Origin of the sequence: Mycolicibacterium aromaticivorans JS19b1 = JCM 16368 (assembly GCF_000559085.1) — a bacterium.
GTDB classification, from domain to species: Bacteria; Actinomycetota; Actinomycetes; order Mycobacteriales; family Mycobacteriaceae; genus Mycobacterium; species Mycobacterium aromaticivorans.
The window spans coordinates 3021616-3039077 of the sequence record NZ_JALN02000001.1; the positions used below are offsets into that span (position 1 = coordinate 3021616).

Sequence of the window (17462 nt, forward strand, 5' to 3'; positions counted from 1 at the left end):
CGGGCCGGTGAAGTGTCGCAGTGCTGTCGTGGGAGACCACGTCAGGGCCAGGAACAACTTCCGAACGGCCACGGCTCGGTCATCTCCCGACAGCGACGGCCGGCTCATCTCCCGACGGTCAGTATTGCACGGGCGTTGCTGAACGAACGGCTTTCACCACGGTGTGGACGGGCGCGTGGCCAGGCGTTACCGGTTTATTTAGGGCCTTTAGTCACTACTTGTGACCAGGGGCTTTACGGGTCGACGGCGAACCGCCCCAGCGACAGGCGCTATCTTGGTCTGGCCACCAGGTTGCCGGTCTCCAGGCCGTAGCCGCTGTAGACCCGGGAGGGGAATTTTGCACATCGGGAAGATAACCATCGGCACAATCGATGATTGGTCGCCGAGCCCCGGTGTGGTGATTTCCTGGCACCCGACAAAAGCCGCCATGGAAAAGGCGCGTCAAGCGCCCGTCAGTTCCGTGCCCGTCAGCTATATGCAGGGGCAACACATTCGCGGTGTGTATGAACAGGACAAGGCCGGACTCGACTATTCACGGCAGATCATCGCCACCTGCGAAGTGCCTGGTCAGTGCGATATCGACGCCATGAATCACGCGCTGAACGCGTATCTTCGCCGCCACGACACATATCGGAGTTGGTTCGAATACGCCGGCTCCGGCGATATTGTCAGGCGCACGATCACCGATCCCGCCGATATTGAATTCGAGCCGATCGACAACGGTGTCATGGCAGCCGAGGATGCGCGCAAACACATCGTCGACATTCCGACTCCCATGGAATGGGGATGTTTTTCTTTCGGCGTCGTGCAAAGTGACGATCACTTCGATTTTTATGCCAGCATCGACCACGTCCACGGGGATGCGGCGCTGATCGGGATCACCATGCTCGAGGCGCACGGCATGTACACGTCACTGACCATGACCGGACAGCCGATGGCGCTACCCGAGGCAGGCAGCTTCGACGATTTCTGCATCCAGGAGCGCGATGCCACCGCGGATTTGACCGTCGATTCGCCGGAGGTCCGGGCCTGGATCGAGTTTGCCGAGAACAACAACGGCACGCTTCCCGAGTTCCCGCTGCCGTTGGGGAACGCGCTGGAGCCGACGGTCGCTGACATGGTCGGCGAGATGATCTTGGACGCCGATCAAACCGCGCGATTCGACGCGGCCTGTACCGCCGCAGGCGTTCGCTTCGTCGGCGGTCTGTATGCCTGCACCGCCATGGTGGAACATGAATTGACGGGTGCGACAACGTATTACGGACTCACGCCTCGGGACACTCGCCGAACCTCGGACAACTTCACCACTCAGGGCTGGTTCACCGGCCTGGTGCCGATCACCGTGCCGATCGCCGCGACGACGTTCGGCGAGGCCGCCTGGGCGGCGCAGACGTCGTTCGATTCCGGCCTGAGCCTGGCCCGGGTGCCGTATTACCGGGTGCTCGAGCTGGCCCCATGGCTGGAGAAGCCGCACCCGAACTTCCCGGTCTCGAACTTCCTGCATGGCGGCGCCGCACCGCTCAACGCTGTGCTCGCGGCCGCTGACATGGGCTATTCGAACAACATCGGGATCTACTCCGACGGCCGCTTCAGCTACCAGCTGACAATCTATATATTCCGGTATGAGGCCGGCACCGCGATGGCGGTGATGTTTCCGGACAATCCAACCGCCCAGAAATCGGTCGCCCGCTACATCGCGGCGATGAAGTCCGTGTGTGGACGCATCGCCGACAGCGGGCAGTGGTGATGTGCTTGTTGGTTTCAGTGAAGTTCGATGCAGTGAAGGGGCGCGCGGCCTGAGGGTCTCGCGCAGTGTGAGGAAATTGTGCGACGGCTGACCGATTTCGTGGTGCGGTGGCCCTGGGCTGTGATCGGCGTCTGGGTTGCCCTGGCGGTCGCGCTGCCGCTGAGCTTCCCGAGCCTGACCGAGATGGCGCAGAAACATCCGTTGTCGATGTTGCCGGGCGATGCGCCGTCCAGCGTGGCGGCGCGGCAGATGACCGAGGCGTTCTCCGAACCCGGCGGTGACGATCTGCTCCTGGTGGTGCTGACCGATGAGCGGGGTTTGGCCCCCGCTCACGAAGCCACCTACCGCAAGCTGGTCACCGCATTGCACGATGATCAGCACGACGTCGTGATGTTGCAGGATTTCGTCGGAACACCAGCTCTGCGTTCGTTTTTGACGAGTAAGGACAACAAGTCCTGGGTGGTGCCGGTCGGACTTGCGGGCGCGTTGGGGACCCCGCAGTCCTATGAGGCCTACAACCGGGTGGCCAACATCGTCAAACAGAGCACCGCGGGCAGCCCGCTGGAGGTGCACCTGACCGGACCCGCGGCCACCGTCGCCGACCTGACTGTGGCCGGCGAACGAGACCGCCTACCGATCGAGATCGCGATCGGTGTGCTGGTGCTGCTGGTGTTGTTGATCGTGTATCGCAATCCGATCACCATGCTGCTGCCGTTGATCGGCATCGGAATTTCGCTGGTGATCGCGCAATCCGTGGTCGCAGGTTTGTCGCACACCACCGGTCTGGGCGTGTCCAACCAGGCGATCATCCTGTTGAGCGCCATCATCGCCGGCGCGGGAACGGATTACGCGGTCTTCCTGATCAGCCGCTACCACGACTACATGCGCCGCGGCGAGGACTCCGACGCGGCGGTGCGGCTGGCGCTGAACTCGGTGGGCAAGGTGATCACGGCATCCGCGGCCACCATCGGAATCACGTTCCTGGGCATCAGCTTCGCGAAGATGGGGGTGTTCTCGACCGTCGGCGTGTCATCGGCGGTCGGTGTCGGGGTGTCCTTCCTCGCCGCGATCACGTTGTTGCCGGCCATCATTGCGTTGGCCGGCCCTCGCGGTTGGATCACGCCGCGCCGCGAGCTGACCGCACGGTGGTGGCGGCGGTCCGGCATCCGCATTGTGCGCAGACCGCGGGCACATCTGGTGGCCAGCGTGTTGATCCTGATCCTGTTGGCCAGTTGTGTGGGGCTGGCGCACTACAACTACGACGACCGCAAGGCCGTCGCACCGGGAGCGCCGAGTTCGGTGGGTTACACAGCTCTGGAGCGGCATTTCGATCTCAACCAGTCCATTCCGTCCTACGTGCTGGTCCGCTCACCGCGCGATCTGCGTAACCCGCGGGCGCTCGCCGACCTCGAGCAGATGGCGGAGCGCATCAGTCAGGTGCCGAACATCGCGATGGTCAGCGGTATCACCCGGCCTCTGGGTGAGGTGCCGCAGGAGTTCCGCGCCACCTATCAGGCGGGCCTGGTCGGCGACCGGCTGGGCACCGGTTCGGCGATGATCGCCGACAACATGGGCAGCCTGAACCGGCTGGCCGGCGGCGCTGACACTTTGGCGAACAATCTCGGCGACGTGCGGGGTCAGGTCGGTCAGATCACCAGCAGCGTGCAGAGCGTGGTCGACGCGTTCGGCTCCATCAAGGGGCAATACGGCGGCGACAAGCTGGTCAAGAACGTCGAGGTCGCGACCAAGCTCGTCAACGCGGTCAACCGGCTCGGCAATTCGATGGGGGTGAGCTTCACGGCGGCCAGGGACATGTTCGCCTGGGTGGGCCCGGTGCTGGTCGCGCTGCACGGCAATGCGGTGTGCGACCTGGATCCGTCCTGCGCCGAGACCCGTGGGCACTTCCAGGCTTTGGTCGACGCGCGCAACGACGGCACCCTCGACGAGATCAATTCGCTGGCAACGCAATTGCAGTCGATGCAGGACAAGCAGTCCCTCAACGCGACGCTCAACCAGCTCAATGACGCGTTCGGCCGGCTGACGAAGCTGATGCACCAGATGGGGCTCGACTCGCCCGGCGGCGCGCAGGCGGGTACGACGAAGCTCCGGCAGGGCGCTGATCGCGCCGCCAGCGGAAGTCGGGAAGTGGCCAACGGCGTGGACCAGGTCGTCGACCAGATCAAGCTCATGCGGACCGGACTCGATCAGGCGGCCGCGTTCTTGCTCTCGATGAAGCAGAACGCCGCATCGCCGGCGATGGCGGGGTTCAACATTCCGCCGGAGGTCCTCGAGCTGCCCGATTTCAAGATGGCGTCGAAGATGTTCATCTCACCGGACGGGCACTCGGTTCGGTATCTGGTGCTGACCAAGCTCGACCCGTTCAGCGCCGCGGCGATGGATCAGGTCAACGCCATCAGGGACGCCGCCCGCAGCGCGCAGCCGAACACGTATCTGGCGGATGCCACTATCTCGATGGGCGGGTATCCCGCCGCGCTTCGCGACACCCGCGATTACTACCAGAAGGACATCCGCTTCATCATTGCGATCACGATGCTCGTGGTGCTGCTGACGTTGATGTTGTTGCTGCGTGCGGTGATAGCGCCGCTGTATCTGGTTGGTTCGGTGGTGCTTTCGTACTTCGCGGCGCTCGGTATCGGAGTACTGGTCTTCCAGTACCTGTTCCATCAGCAGTTGCACTGGACGGTGCCGCCGCTGGCCTTCGTCGTGTTGGTGGCCGTTGGCGCCGACTACAACCTGTTGTTCGCGTCGCGGCTGCGGGATGAGTCCGCGGACAGCACGCGCTATGGGGTGATCCGGACCTTGTCGTCGACCGGTGGCGTGATCACCGCGGCCGGATTGATCTTCGCGGCGTCGATGTGGGGTCTGTTGTTCTCCAGCATCGGTACCGTGGTTCAGGGCGGGTTCGTCATCGGCGCCGGAATCCTGCTGGACACATTCCTGGTCCGGACCGTGACCGTACCCGCCATGGCTACGCTGGTCGGAAAAGCGAATTGGTGGCCGTCACGATCGAGCTCGCAGGGGAGCGTCAAGGCATGAAGAAGCTACTCGCTGCGGCGACAACGCTGATCACGGTGTGCGCCACGGGCGGAATCGCGGCCGCCGACCAACCGTCACCGGGCGGGTCGCAGGGGGACGGCCCGACGCCGATCGGGACGCCCGGCCGGGGTTATGCCCTCGGCGGTGCGCACGTGCTCGGCATCCCCTACGACGAGTACATCCGCCGTACCGGCGCCCAGTGGTTCCCGGGTCTGGACCGGCAAATCGTGGACTACCCCGCCGGCCAGGTTCAGGGCCACACCCTGGAGCGGTTGTTCCCCGGTATTGGCAAGCTCGACGCCAACTTCCCGGGCCTGGGTATCGACGGCCCGAGCATCGGCGAATCGGTCGATGAAGGTGAGGGCAACGTCCTCCGGGCGGTTCAGGCGGGCGGCCCGGGTACCGCGATCGGTCTCTCGGAGGGCGCGATGGTGCTCAACGCCGTGCAGAACCGGCTTGCCACCGATCCGAATGCGCCGCCACCGGATCAGTTGTCCTTCGCCACGTACGGCGATCCGATTTCGCCGCACGCCTTCGGGGCGGGCTTCCTGGCCCAGAACTTCCCGGTAGGCAGTGTCGTTCCGGCATTGGACTACCGGATCCCTCCGCAGGTCGACAGCCAGTACGACTCGTACCGCTTCGTGTCGGCCTACGACAGCATCGCCGACTGGCCGGACCGCCAGGACAACTGGATGGCGCTGGCGAACGCGGTCGTGGGGCTGGCGACCGGTCACACCGCCGTCGCGTTCACCAACCCGAGTATGGTGCCGCCGCAGAACATCAGGACCACGGTCAACTCCCGGGGCGCGAAGACGACGACGTACTTGATCCCGGAACAGCACCTGCCGTTGGTGTTGCCGTTCAAGTACCTCGGAGTGGACGAAGGGACGCTCAGGCAGCTGGATGCGGTGCTGAAACCCTCGGTGGATGCCGGGTATTCGCGCAACGACGACCCGTTGACCGCGCCGATCGAGGTCGACCCCGTGAACGGTTACGACCCGGCCGCCGTCACGGCGCCGGCCACGCAGGCCGCGTTCGGTGGCGGCAGCGATCCGCTGTCGCAGCTGACGGCGGGGCTGCAGTACGTGTTGAACCACGGTCCCAGCGCGCACTGACCCAGACGGCCGACAGGTATCAGACGCCGAGAAGACCAGCGGCGAGCAGCACGACGCCGACCACGGCCAGTAGCACCGCCACCTCGCGGCGTCGTCGCGCCCGAACCCAGCCGTGTAGTCGGGTCATCGCCGCATGCGTGCGCTGCGGAGCCGCCAGGTAGGCCAGCAGCGGAATCTCGACGAGCGCGAAGGCGATGACGGTGAACGTGAGCAACGCACCGAGCCGTACCGCGGGATCCGCGGTGCCCGCCCCGATCACGGCCAGTGCCGCGAGGTAGTCCACCGACGGCAGCGCGATCCCCAAACCGGCGACTCCGGCCACCCACAGCGACGGACCGTCGAGCAGACGGCTCAACCAGGCCGGGACCGTCCGGTCGCGGCGGCCCTTGGTGACGGCCAGAATCGCCGCGGCCGCCAGGGCCAGCGCACCGATCACGACCTGCACCCGAGGGAGGGTGAAATGCGCCGAGGCCGGTATGTGCGATTCCAGCGCGAACAACACCACCGCGCCGACCGACAAACCCATCACGAAGCCGCCGCACAGGAACGCGGCCAACTGCAGATGCGGGCGGGGACGATTCAGCATCACCACCGACATGCCGATGCGAAACGGTTCCAGACTGACGGCCACGGCCATCACCAGCAGGGTGAACCACATCGGATGATCAGCTACGCATCCAACCGCACGAACTGTCCCTGGCGATACTGTTCGACGCAGGCGGCCCGTCGAATCTTGCCGCTGGTGGTGGTCGGCATCGATCCGGGCTCCACCAGGACGATATCGGCCACCTGAAGACCGTGGGCCCGCGAAATAGCCGCAACCACATCACTTTTGACGGCCTCGAGGTCGACATCGTCGCGATTCTTGAGTTCGACGACGGTGACCAGCTTTTCGGTCTCCTCATCGGACACCGCGATCGCCGCGACCCGGCCGCGGGTGATCTTCTGCACCGTGGCCTCGATGTCGTCGGAATAGTGGTTGCGGCCGCGCACGATCAGCATGTCTTTGATTCGTCCCACGATGAACAGGTCACCCTCGGAGACGAAGCCCTGATCGCCCGTCCGCAGCCAACCGGTGGTCGGGACGTCGTCCGCCGGCCGGGCCAACGTCGCGCCGAACGCGGAACCGGTCTGCTCGGGTTTGCGCCAATATCCGGCCGAGACGTTTTCGCCGTGCGTCCAGATCTCGCCGACGGTGCCGTCCGGGCATGTCTCGCAGGTATCGGCGTCGACGATCCGCACCAGCGGCGACACCGGCAGCTGGTACCGCAACAACTGGGTGCCACCGGGCTTACGAATCGCGTTGCCCTGGGTCAGTTCGTCGGCGTCGAACTCGACCACCTCGGGCACCCGATTCGCTCCGCCGCTGGCGACGTAGACCGTCGCCTCGGCCAGCCCGTAGGACGGTGCCACCATCTCGGGACGAAAACCGTTGGGCGCCAAGCGCTCATTGAACCGCACCAGGGTATCGGGATGGATTCGTTCGGCTCCGTTGATGATGCCGATGACCCGGCGAAGGTCCAGCCCTTCGAGCTCGTCATCAGTGGCGCGGCGTGCGGTGAGGTCGAACGCGAAGTTCGGTGCGCCGGACCACGACGTGTCGGAACGGGCCATCATCTGCAGCCAGCGCGCCGGCCGGCTCAGGAACGCGATCGGGCTCATCAGATCCGCAGGGTGTCCGCTGAGAATGGGCGCAGCGATCCCGAGCATCAACCCCATGTCGTGATAGAACGGCAGCCACGAAACGAGGCCGGCGCCCGGTGGGAATTTGCCGCCGTGGTGCGCCAGGTACTCGGCCATCAACTGCTCGAAGTTCGCCACCAGATTGCGGTGCGAGATCATCACGCCGGCGGGCAGCCGGGTCGATCCCGACGTGTACTGCAAATAGGCGATGTCGGGCCCGTCGGGCACGTCGGCAGCGCCGACCCCGGGTGCGTCGAGATCGAGGGTGTCCACCGCGATCGTGGCGATCACGGCGGCGCCGTCATCCACGTATTGCGCGGCCACCTCGAAGACTGCGGACGTGGTCAGCACGACTGTCGGCGACGTGTCCGTCACCACCGCGCTGACCCGTTCGTCATGCGAACCCGGCACGGGCACTGAGAGCGGAACGGCGATGAAGCCGGCCTGCATGGCACCGAGGAACGCGACGATGTAGGCCAGGCCCTGCGGCGCGATGATCAGGGCCCGATCGCCCGGGACGCCCTGCTGGCTGATCTCCTGCGCGACGTTGAGGGTGCGGCGGTACAGCTGAGACCAGGTCAGAGTTTCGGCGACGCCGTCCCAATCCCGGTCGTAGTCGGTGAAGGTGAAGGCGACGTCGTCTGGCGTCGTACTGGCGCGCTCACGCAGCACGGACAGGATGGAGACGTTCGGCACTGCCCAAGGCTACTCAACGATGATGTGAGCTGTGACCGCCCCTAGGAGTCTCAATTGTCCTCTGGGCGGGATTCATTCTGGCCGCGTCCGGGCGCGACGTGGGAAGATGTCCGTGTTATGAGCAACACAGAGCTGAGCCCCGCCTCGCTGCGTGAGGCGTTCGGCCACTTCCCCTCCGGTGTCATCGCGATCGCCGCGGAAGTCGACGGCCTCCGGGTGGGCCTGGCTGCCAGCACCTTCGTGCCGGTGTCGCTGGACCCGCCGCTGGTCTCGTTCTGTGTGCAGAACAATTCCGAGACCTGGCCCAAGTTGAAGGACCTGCCGTCCTTGGGCATCAGCCTGCTCGGCGAATCGCACGACGCCGCCGCCCGTACCCTGGCGGCCAAGACCGGCGACCGCTTCGCCGGGTTGGAGACACACTCTCACTCCAGCGGTGCGGTGTTCGTGCACGGCACCAGCGTGTGGATGCAGAGCTCGATCGATCAATTGGTGCCGGCCGGCGACCACACCATCGTGGTACTGCGGGTCCAGGACATCACCGTTCATGACGTGCCGCCGATTGTGTTCCACCGCAGCACATTTCGCAGACTGGGCATTTAGCCCAGCCCGATCTTCACCTTCGGTCAGCGCTTCTCGGCGAGTTCGTCGCGATAGTCGGCGACGCGCTGTTCGAGTTCCTCCGCATCGGCGGTCCGACCCTGCTTGCGGGCCAGCTCGGCGCGGGCGGACAGCTCGCGGATCGCGGTGCGGATGTCGTTGATGCTGTGGACTGTCCCCATGTGTTCGAGGCTACTCACGCTTGCGCCAACGAGAATCTTCACCGGTGAGCAGTCCCCGCAAGCGGGGGGCCCAGCAAACGCCCTCGAACACTCAGCGTGTCGGGGGCGTTCGCGTCTGCTCGCGCGAGGGAGCTACTTCTTGCGGAACAAGATGTTGCCGAGCCACACGACCGGGTCGTACTTCTTGTCGGCGACGCGCTCCTTCATCGGGATCAGCGCGTTGTCGGTGATCTTGATGTGCTCGGGGCATACCTCGGTGCAGCACTTGGTGATGTTGCAGAAGCCGAGGCCGTTCTCTTCCTGGGCCATGTCGCGACGGTCGATGGTGTCCAGCGGATGCATCGACAACTCAGCCTGGCGCATCAGGTAGCGCGGGCCGGCGAACGACTTCTTGTTCTCCTCGTGGTCACGGTTGACGTGGCACACGTTCTGGCACAGGAAGCATTCGATGCACTTGCGGAACTCTTGGCTGCGGTTCACGTCCTCCTGCTGCATCCGGTAGTCGCCGGGCTGCAGGTCCTTCGGGGGAGTGAACGACGGGATCTCCCGCGCCTTCTCGTAGTTGAAGGACACATCGGTGACCAGGTCGCGCATCACCGGGAACGTTCGCAGCGGAGTGATCGTGACGACCTCGTCCTCATCGAACGTCGACATCCGGGTCATGCACATGAGCCGCGGCCTGCCGTTGATCTCGGCGGAACACGAACCGCACTTGCCGGCTTTGCAGTTCCACCGCACGGCGAGGTCGCCGGCTTGGGTGGCCTGCAGCCGGTGCACGATGTCGAGGACCACTTCGCCGTCGTTGACCTCGACGGTGTAGTCCTGCAGGTCGCCGCCGTCCTCGTCGCCGCGCCAAACCCGCAGTTTTGCGTCGTAAGCAGCCATTCTCAGCCCTTCCGGTCAGGGTGCTCGGCCAGTTGATCTTCGGTGTAGTACTTCTCGAGCTCGCTCAACTCGAACGTGGCCAGCAGATCGGGCCGCATCACGGGCTGCTGTTCGGGCGTCACCGTCACGTCGGGCACGACCGCGTCCGCTTCGCCCGGCGCGACTCGGCACACCAGCAGCTTGTTTCGCCAATGCGAATCCATCTTGGGGAAGTCGTCGCGGGTGTGTCCGCCACGGCTTTCCGTGCGCGCCAGCGCCGCCTTGGCCACGCACTCGCTGACCAGCAGCATGTTGCGCATGTCGATCGCCAGGTGCCAGCCGGGATTGAAGAGGCGGCCGCCCTCGACGACGACGTTCGCGTAGCGGGCTTTGAGCTCGTCGATCTTGGCCAGCGCCTCTTCGAGTTCACCCTCCTTGCGGATGATGCCGGCCAGGTCATTCATCGACTGCTGCAGCTCGGCGTGCAGGGTGTAGGGGTTTTCGGGGTTGTCCTTCGGCTCGAACGGCGCGAGCGCCAGCTTGGCGGCCTCGTCGACCGCCGCGTCCGACACCGCGGGACGCTCCGAGAGCGCCCGCACGTAGTCGGACGCACCGAGCCCGGCGCGCCGGCCGAACACCAGAAGGTCCGACAGCGAGTTACCGCCGAGCCGGTTGGAGCCGTGCATACCGCCTGAGCACTCGCCCGCGGCGAACAGGCCCGGCGTGGCGCCCGCGCCGGTGTCGGGATCGACCTCGATACCACCCATCACGTAGTGACAGGTCGGACCGACTTCCATCATGTCTTTGGTGATGTCGACCTCGGCCAGCTCGATGAACTGGTGGTACATCGACGGCAGTCGGCGCTTGATCTCCTCGGCGGGCATGCGGGAGGCGATGTCGAGGTAGACGCCGCCGTGCGGGGTGCCGCGGCCGGCTTTGACCTCGTCGTTGATGGCACGGGCAACCTCGTCGCGAGGCAGCAGGTCAGGCGTGCGGCGTGCCGAGTCGTTGTCCTTGAGCCACTGATCGGCTTCTTCCTCGGATTCGGCGTACTGCCCCTTGAACACGTCGGGGATGTAGTCGAACATGAACCGCTTGCCTTCGGAGTTCTTCAGAACACCGCCGTCACCGCGGACACCCTCGGTCACGAGGATGCCCTTGACCGACAGCGGCCAGACCATCCCGGTCGGGTGGAACTGGATGAACTCCATGTTGATCAGGCCGGTACCCGCGCGCAGGGCGAGCGCGTGCCCGTCGCCGGTGTACTCCCACGAGTTCGACGACACCTTGAACGACTTACCGATGCCGCCGGTGGCGAGCACCACGGCGGGCGTCTCGAACAGGATGAACTTGCCGGTCTCGCGCCAGTAGCCGAAGGCGCCGGCGATCTTGTCGCCGTCCTTGATCAGATCAGTGATCGAGCACTCGTGGAAGACCTTGATCCGGGCCTCGTAGTCGCCGAGCTCCTTCTTGTCGTCCTGCTGCAGCGACACGATCTTCTGCTGCAGGGTCCGGATGATCTCCAGACCGGTGCGGTCACCGACGTGCGCCAGGCGCGGGTAGGTGTGGCCGCCGAAGTTGCGCTGGCTGATCTTTCCGTCTTTGGTGCGATCGAACAGCGCGCCGTAGGTCTCCAGCTCCCAGACCCGGTCCGGGGCTTCCTGGGCGTGCAGCTCGGCCATCCGCCAGTTGTTCAAGAACTTGCCGCCGCGCATGGTGTCACCGAAGTGCACCTGCCAGCTGTCCTTGGTGTTGACATTGCGCATCGCCGCCGCGCAACCACCCTCGGCCATGACGGTGTGTGCCTTGCCGAACAGTGACTTCGTCACCACGGCAACCTTGAGACCACGTTCCCGGGCCTCGATCACCGCTCGTAGGCCTGCGCCGCCGGCACCGATCACGACCACGTCGTAGGAATGCCGTTCGACTTCCACCGTCATTTGACCTCGCTCAAGCTATGGGTTTGAAAGTTCTTCTCAGCCAACAAATCTCAGGTCAGAGATGGTGCCGCTGGCCACCAGCATGACGTAGAAATCGGTGAACATCAGGGTGCCGAGCGTGATCCACGCGTACAGCTTGTGCCGGGTGTTCAGCCTGCTGACCTGGGTCCAGATCCAGTACCGGACCGGATGCTTGGAGAAGTGCTTGAGCCGCCCACCGGTGACGTGCCGGCAGGAGTGGCAGGACAGCGTGTAGACCCACAGCATCACCACGTTGCCGACGAGAATGATGTTGCCCAGGCCGAATCCGAAGCCACCGGGGCCGGTCTCGGAGTGGAACGCCACGATCGCGTCGTAGGTGTTGATCAGCGAGATGATGCCGGCGATGTAGAAGAAGTACCGGTGGGTGTTCTGGATGATCAGCGGAAAGCGGGTCTCGCCAGTGTATTTCGCGTGCGGCTCGGCCACGGCGCAGGCAGTCGGGGACTGCCACACCGAGCGGTAGTAGGCGCCGCGGTAGTAGTAGCAGGTCAACCGGAACAGAAGCAGGAAGGGCAGCGACAGGAAGGCGTACGGCAGCAGAGACAGTAGCCCGGTCGTGGGCAGGATCTGCGGCCAGAAGTCGCTTGCCTCACCGCATGCCTTGCTCAGGCACGGCGAATAGAACGGCGTGAGGTAGTGGTACTGCGGGACGAAGAAGTGGTCCCGCTGGAACGCGCGCACCGTCGCGTAGATGACGAAAGCGGCGAATCCGAGGTCCGTCCAGATCGGCGCTTTGAGCCAATTGTCGGTCCGCAACGTGCGTTGCGGTATCTGGGCACGGCCGGGTGAGAAGACGCCGGTCTTCGGGCGGTTAGCCGCAGGTGCGCTCATCTACTGTGATCCCCTTCGCATGAACTCATCGGAGGGTACCCAGATCACGGCACCCGGTTAAATTCGGGTCAGCGGCGGTTGTGCCCGCCCACGCCCTCGTCGTCGACGTCGCGCCAGAAGGCGGAGTCGTAAGGGGTGTCGGGGATTCCGATCTTCTCGGTTGACGACACGGCCGTTTGCTGGGTTAGGGCAAGCTCATTGGCGTCGATATCGAGAAGTTCCACGTCATTGAGGATGCGCTCGGCGTCGTTGACGATTCTGCGCATTGCCGGACTGTCGGCGTAACGGCTCTTCAAGGAGCTCACGCAGCGCCGCAATCCACCGATCAGATGGTGAAGTTCGGCCAATTCTGTGGTGGTGGACAAGGGGACCTCCCTGGGCTGAAGGTGTTATGGATCACAGTACGACACCCGATGCTAGCCACATTGGGATCTCAACGTGAGACAGGTCACGTCGGAAATGGCGTTGCGGCAGTCGTGGTGCACAGCCCAGGATCAAGCCGACAGATAGGGGACCTGGTGTCCGATACGAGCAGTCTTGCCAAGCATGCCGACGCACTCCTGGCTCTGCATCAGCCGGGCAATCCGGTGGTGTTGCCGACGGTGTGGGACGCGTGGTCGGCGAATCTGGCGGTGGCGGCCGGATTCGCGGCGCTGACCGTCGGCAGCCATCCGATGGCCGATTCCGTCGGCAAGCCAGACGGCGAGGGTATGAGCTTCGACGATGTCGTCGCCCGCGTCACTCAGATCACCTCGGCGGTGGACGTGCCGGTCTCGGTGGACATCGAATCCGGCTACGCGCAGCCGGCCGAGCGCATCGTCGACGGTCTGCTGAGCGCCGGCGCGGTGGGCCTCAATATCGAGGACACCGTGCACAGCGAGGGCAAGCGACTGCGATCCTCAGCCGAGCATGCCGAACTGGTGGGCGCGCTGCGTGCCGCCGCCGACAGTGCCGGGGTGCACGTGGTGGTCAACGCCCGCACCGACCTGTTCCTGCGCAATGACGGCGACGACGCCGACCGGGTGGACCGGGCGATCGCCCGGCTGGCCGAGGCGGCGGCCGCCGGAGCCGACGTGCTCTACCCGGTGGGCCGTCATGAACCGGAGACGTTGCGCCGCTTGGCAACTGAGCTGCCACTGCCGATCAATGCGATCGCGCTGCCGGAGTCCGACGACCCGGCGTCGTTCGGGCCGCTGGGGGTGGGGCGGATCAGCTTCGGGCCGTTCTGGCAGCGGGCGCTGAGTGTGCGGGCCAGCGAAATACTGGACCGCTGGCGCTAGCAGTTCCACTGAGCGTGGGGGTTGCCGTCGAGAATCCGCGAAAACTCGACGACAACCCGCACGCTCGGCGCGGTTCCTAGGCCTGCGCCGGCATCGCCGCTGTGTCCGCGTCGTCGCTGGGGCGCTTGCGAGGCTGTGGTGGCAGGAAGTGGTAGTCGCCTCGGGGGTAGACCACCTGCGGCCACCAGAACCACCGGCCCAGCATCGTCGCGATCGACGGCATCAGCAGTGACCGCACGATGAAGGTGTCGATCAGCAGGCCGATGGCGATGGTCGAACCCATCTGGGCCAGCACCACCAGCTTGCTGAACATCATGCCGGCCATGGTGGCGGCGAACACCAGACCGGCCGACGTCACGACGCTGCCGGTGCCGGCCATCGACCGGATGATGCCGGTCTTCAAACCGGCATGGATCTCATCCTTGAACCGTGAGACCAGCAGCAGGTTGTAGTCCGACCCCACCGCCAACAGGATGATGACGGACATCAGCATGACCAGCCACTGCACCTGGATCCCGAACAGGTCCTGCCAGAGCAGCACCGAGATACCGAACGACGCCGCGATCGAGCTGCCTGCCGTACCGACGATCACCAGTGCGGCGACCACACTGCGGGTCAGGATCAGCATGATCATGAAGATCAGCGTCAGCGACGACACCACCGCGATCAGCAGGTCGTACCGCGCGCCGTCGGACATGTCCTTGTAGGTCGCCGCCACGCCACCGAGATAGATCTTGGCGTTCGACAGCGACGACATCTTCAGCGCCTCTTGGGCGGCTTTGCGTTCGGAGTTGACGCGGGCGATGCCGTCCACTGTCGCGGGGTCACCCTCGTGGGTGATGAACATGCGGGTCGACTTGCCATCCGGCGAGAAGAACATCTTCAGGCCGCGCTCGAAGTCGGGATTCTGGAAGGCTTCCGGCGGAAGGAAGAACAGGTCGTCGTTCTTGGCCTGGTCGAAACTCTCACCCATCGCCAGGGCGGTGTCGTTGGACGCCTGCATCTGGTCCAGCAGGGCCTTCTGCGAGTTGTACGACGCCAGTGCCAGATCCCGGCTGACCTTCATCGACGCGATCGTCTGGGGGAGCAGCGCGGTCAGCTGTGGCGCGATCGCGGCCAGCTGATCGGTATTGCCCTGCACGCCTTGGGTTTTGTCGGTCACCTCGTCGATTCCGTCGAGGGAGTCGAACAGCGACCGGGCCGCGGCGCACAACGGGATGTCGTAGCAGTGCGGTTCCCAGTAGAAGTAATTGCGCATCGGCCGGAACTGATCGTCGAAATTCGCGATGTTGTCCCGCAACTGCTTGGTGGTCTCCAGCAGATCCTGGGAGCGGGCAGCGGAGTCCTGGGTGAGCTGCGTCTGCTTCAGGGACAGCTGGTATTGCTTCTCCAGGATGTCGATCGAGACGTTCATCGAGTCAACCGTTTTCAGCTGGTTGTTCAGCTGATCGCGCTGGAACGGCAGGTTCATGTTGCTCGTCTGGCCCTGGATGCTCGTCTGGAAGGGGATCGAGCTGTGCTGGATCGGGATACCCAGCGGCCGGGTGATGCTCTGCACCATCGCGATGCCCTCGGTGTGCATCACATTGCTGGCGATCTTGTTCAGCACCAGCATGTCCGCGGAATTGCGCATGTCGTGGTCGGCTTCGACCATGAGGATGTCCGGATTCATCCGGGCTTCGGTGAAGTGTCGATTGGCCGCGGCGAAGCCTTGATTGGCCGGCGCGTCTGCAGGGAGGTAGTGCTGGTCGTTGTAGGCCGGCTTGTATCCCGGGATGGCCACGATGCCGATCAGCACCACAAACAGGCTTGCCACGAAAATCGGTGCGGGCCAGCGGACCACCGCGGTGCCTACGCGCCGCCAGAATCTGCTGTGGGCGGGTCGCTTCGACTCGTACAGCCCGACCCGGCTGCCCAGGTAGAGCACGGCCGGACCGAGGGTGACCGCGATCGCCACAATCACCAGCATGCCGATCGCGACGGGCGCGCCCATGGTGGTGAAGTAGGGCAGGCGCGCGAACGACAGGCAGTACGTCGCACCTGCGATCGTCAGTCCAGAGCCGACGATGACGGGCGCGACGGATTTGAACGTGGCGTAGTAGGAGTCGTCGCGGTCCAATCCCAAGGCCCGGTCTTCGCGATATCGGCCGAAGATGAAGATGCCGTAGTCGGTGGCGGCCGCGATCGCCAGCATCGTGAGGATGTTGCCGGCGAAGGTGGTCAGCCCGAACGCGCCGTGCAGAGCCAAAAGTGACACCACGCCACGGGCGGTCAACAATCCCAGGAACGTCAGGAACAGCTGGATCAGCGTGGTCCGGATCGATCGGTAGACGATCAGCAGCATGCCCGCGATCGCGGCCAGAGTGATCAGGGTGATCATCGCGAGGCTGGCGTTACCGATCACATGCAAGTCGTCGGTGAGCGCTGCCGGTCCGGCGACGTACGCCTGGACGCCGGGCGGTGCCGGGGTCTCCTTGATGACCTTGCGAACCTCGTCAACGCCTTCGTTGGCCAGCGTCTGGCCCTGCTCGCCGGCGAGGTTGATCATCACGTAAGACGCTTTGCCGTCGGCACTTTGGGCCCCGGCTGCCGTGAGCGTGTCACTCCAAAAGTCTTGGATGTGCTGGATGTGCTCGGGGTCTTGTTCCAGCTTGCGGATGATCTCGTCGTAGTACTGGTGGGCGTCCGGACCGAGGGGCTTCTGGCCCTCGATGACGACCATGATCGTGCTGTTGGAGTTGAACTCTTTGAAGTTGGCGCCCATCAACTTCATCGCCTTCATCGACGGTGCGTCTTCGGGTGCCATTGGCGCCGAGTGCATCTCGCCGACGACTTCGAGCTGCGGCGCAACGACGTTGACCAGGACGGCCATCGCGATCCAGAACAGGATGATCGGCAGCGCGAGGATGCGCAGCAGGTGCGGGACGACCGGCCGCTTCGGCTGGCTGGCGGGTTCGGGCGCGGTGACGGTGTGGGTCATGCCGACTTCACCAGGCAGTAGGTCTGGGCGTTGACGCCATCGGCCGATTGCTCTTCACGGACGGTTCCGTTCACAGTGACGCGGCATCCAATCTGATCTCCGTCGGTCCGCGCCATGAGGCTCGCGCTGACAGCGGGCAAAGTTGTCGACAGGGTGATCGACCACGGCAGCGGGACGGTGATGGTGTGCACCTTGGCTTCCGGGTCGAAATAACTGATCTGGGCGTTGGTTCCGGGGGCGCCGTAGACGTCGTAGACCATGACCTTGGGGTTGAACTGGACGATCTCGATGCCCGAGCCGGCTCCGGCGTTCAGGTCCTGGGACGCGAACATCTTGTGCAGTCGCGAGACGACGAGGCCCGAAACGGACAACACCACTATGAGAATCAACGGTATCCAGATGCGCTTGAGCACGCGGCCGACCGGAATAGCCTTCACCCCAACACCTT

At 64.6% G+C, this 17462-nt stretch carries 14 protein-coding genes; 5 read left to right on the plus strand and 9 right to left on the minus strand.

Features of this window, described 5'->3' with window-relative positions; all coding sequences use genetic code 11:
- The first annotated feature begins 337 nt into the window (after nucleotides 1–337).
- The 3 genes from Y900_RS14520 to pe all read left to right on the plus strand — a co-directional run bounded on the left by Y900_RS14520 (nucleotide 338) and on the right by pe (nucleotide 5919).
- A complete protein-coding gene (locus tag Y900_RS14520) occupies nucleotides 338–1747 on the plus strand; it encodes a condensation domain-containing protein (RefSeq protein WP_036342765.1) in 1410 nt (469 codons plus the stop codon).
- A 78-nt stretch (nucleotides 1748–1825) separates the two neighbouring features.
- Nucleotides 1826–4804, plus strand: coding sequence for an MMPL/RND family transporter (locus Y900_RS14525; protein ID WP_036342767.1), 2979 nt, complete (start codon nucleotides 1826–1828; stop codon nucleotides 4802–4804).
- The gene (pe, locus tag Y900_RS14530; protein ID WP_036346794.1) at nucleotides 4801–5919 is read left to right on the plus strand and encodes an acyltransferase PE; all 1119 of its coding nucleotides are present in this window, start codon (nucleotides 4801–4803) and stop codon (nucleotides 5917–5919) included. Before Y900_RS14525 ends, pe begins: the two co-directional genes overlap by 4 nt.
- Before the next feature lie 19 nt (nucleotides 5920–5938).
- Here pe and Y900_RS14535 read toward each other — a convergent pair whose 3' ends face one another.
- A complete protein-coding gene (locus tag Y900_RS14535) occupies nucleotides 5939–6577 on the minus strand; it encodes a GAP family protein (RefSeq protein ID WP_036342769.1) in 639 nt (212 codons plus the stop codon).
- 11 nt (nucleotides 6578–6588) lie between these two features.
- The gene (locus tag Y900_RS14540; RefSeq protein ID WP_036342770.1) at nucleotides 6589–8298 is read right to left on the minus strand and encodes an AMP-binding protein; all 1710 of its coding nucleotides are present in this window, start codon (nucleotides 8296–8298) and stop codon (nucleotides 6589–6591) included.
- 117 nt (nucleotides 8299–8415) lie between these two features.
- Between Y900_RS14540 and Y900_RS14545 the strand changes: the two genes are divergently transcribed.
- A complete protein-coding gene (locus Y900_RS14545; RefSeq protein WP_036342772.1) occupies nucleotides 8416–8898 on the plus strand; it encodes a flavin reductase family protein in 483 nt (160 codons plus the stop codon).
- Between the two features lie 23 nt (nucleotides 8899–8921).
- On the opposite strand, the gene Y900_RS32750 is transcribed toward Y900_RS14545, so the two are convergent.
- The 5 genes from Y900_RS32750 to Y900_RS14565 all read right to left on the minus strand — a co-directional run bounded on the left by Y900_RS32750 (nucleotide 8922) and on the right by Y900_RS14565 (nucleotide 13119).
- Nucleotides 8922–9077, minus strand: coding sequence for a hypothetical protein (locus tag Y900_RS32750; RefSeq protein ID WP_192827515.1), 156 nt, complete (start codon nucleotides 9075–9077; stop codon nucleotides 8922–8924).
- 132 nt (nucleotides 9078–9209) lie between these two features.
- Entirely contained in the window at nucleotides 9210–9962 is a 753-nt protein-coding gene (locus Y900_RS14550) for a succinate dehydrogenase/fumarate reductase iron-sulfur subunit (protein ID WP_036342774.1), read from the minus strand.
- Between the two features lie 2 nt (nucleotides 9963–9964).
- Entirely contained in the window at nucleotides 9965–11881 is a 1917-nt protein-coding gene (locus tag Y900_RS14555) for a fumarate reductase/succinate dehydrogenase flavoprotein subunit (protein ID WP_036342776.1), read from the minus strand.
- Between the two features lie 36 nt (nucleotides 11882–11917).
- Entirely contained in the window at nucleotides 11918–12754 is an 837-nt protein-coding gene (locus Y900_RS14560) for a succinate dehydrogenase subunit SdhC (RefSeq protein ID WP_036342779.1), read from the minus strand.
- 68 nt (nucleotides 12755–12822) lie between these two features.
- On the minus strand, nucleotides 12823–13119 hold the full coding sequence (locus Y900_RS14565; RefSeq protein WP_036342780.1) for an Rv0250c family protein: 297 nt from the start codon (nucleotides 13117–13119) through the stop codon (nucleotides 12823–12825).
- 153 nt (nucleotides 13120–13272) lie between these two features.
- Between Y900_RS14565 and Y900_RS14570 the strand changes: the two genes are divergently transcribed.
- The gene (locus Y900_RS14570) at nucleotides 13273–14034 is read left to right on the plus strand and encodes an isocitrate lyase/PEP mutase family protein (RefSeq protein ID WP_036342782.1); all 762 of its coding nucleotides are present in this window, start codon (nucleotides 13273–13275) and stop codon (nucleotides 14032–14034) included.
- Nucleotides 14035–14110: 76 nt separating this feature from the next.
- On the opposite strand, the gene Y900_RS14575 is transcribed toward Y900_RS14570, so the two are convergent.
- The gene (locus tag Y900_RS14575) at nucleotides 14111–17014 is read right to left on the minus strand and encodes an MMPL/RND family transporter (RefSeq protein WP_036342783.1); all 2904 of its coding nucleotides are present in this window, start codon (nucleotides 17012–17014) and stop codon (nucleotides 14111–14113) included.
- Complete coding sequence (locus Y900_RS14580) at nucleotides 17011–17451, minus strand: MmpS family transport accessory protein (RefSeq protein ID WP_036342785.1); 441 nt, start codon at nucleotides 17449–17451, stop codon at nucleotides 17011–17013. Before Y900_RS14580 ends, Y900_RS14575 begins: the two co-directional genes overlap by 4 nt.
- Between the last annotated feature and the right edge of the window lie 11 nt (nucleotides 17452–17462).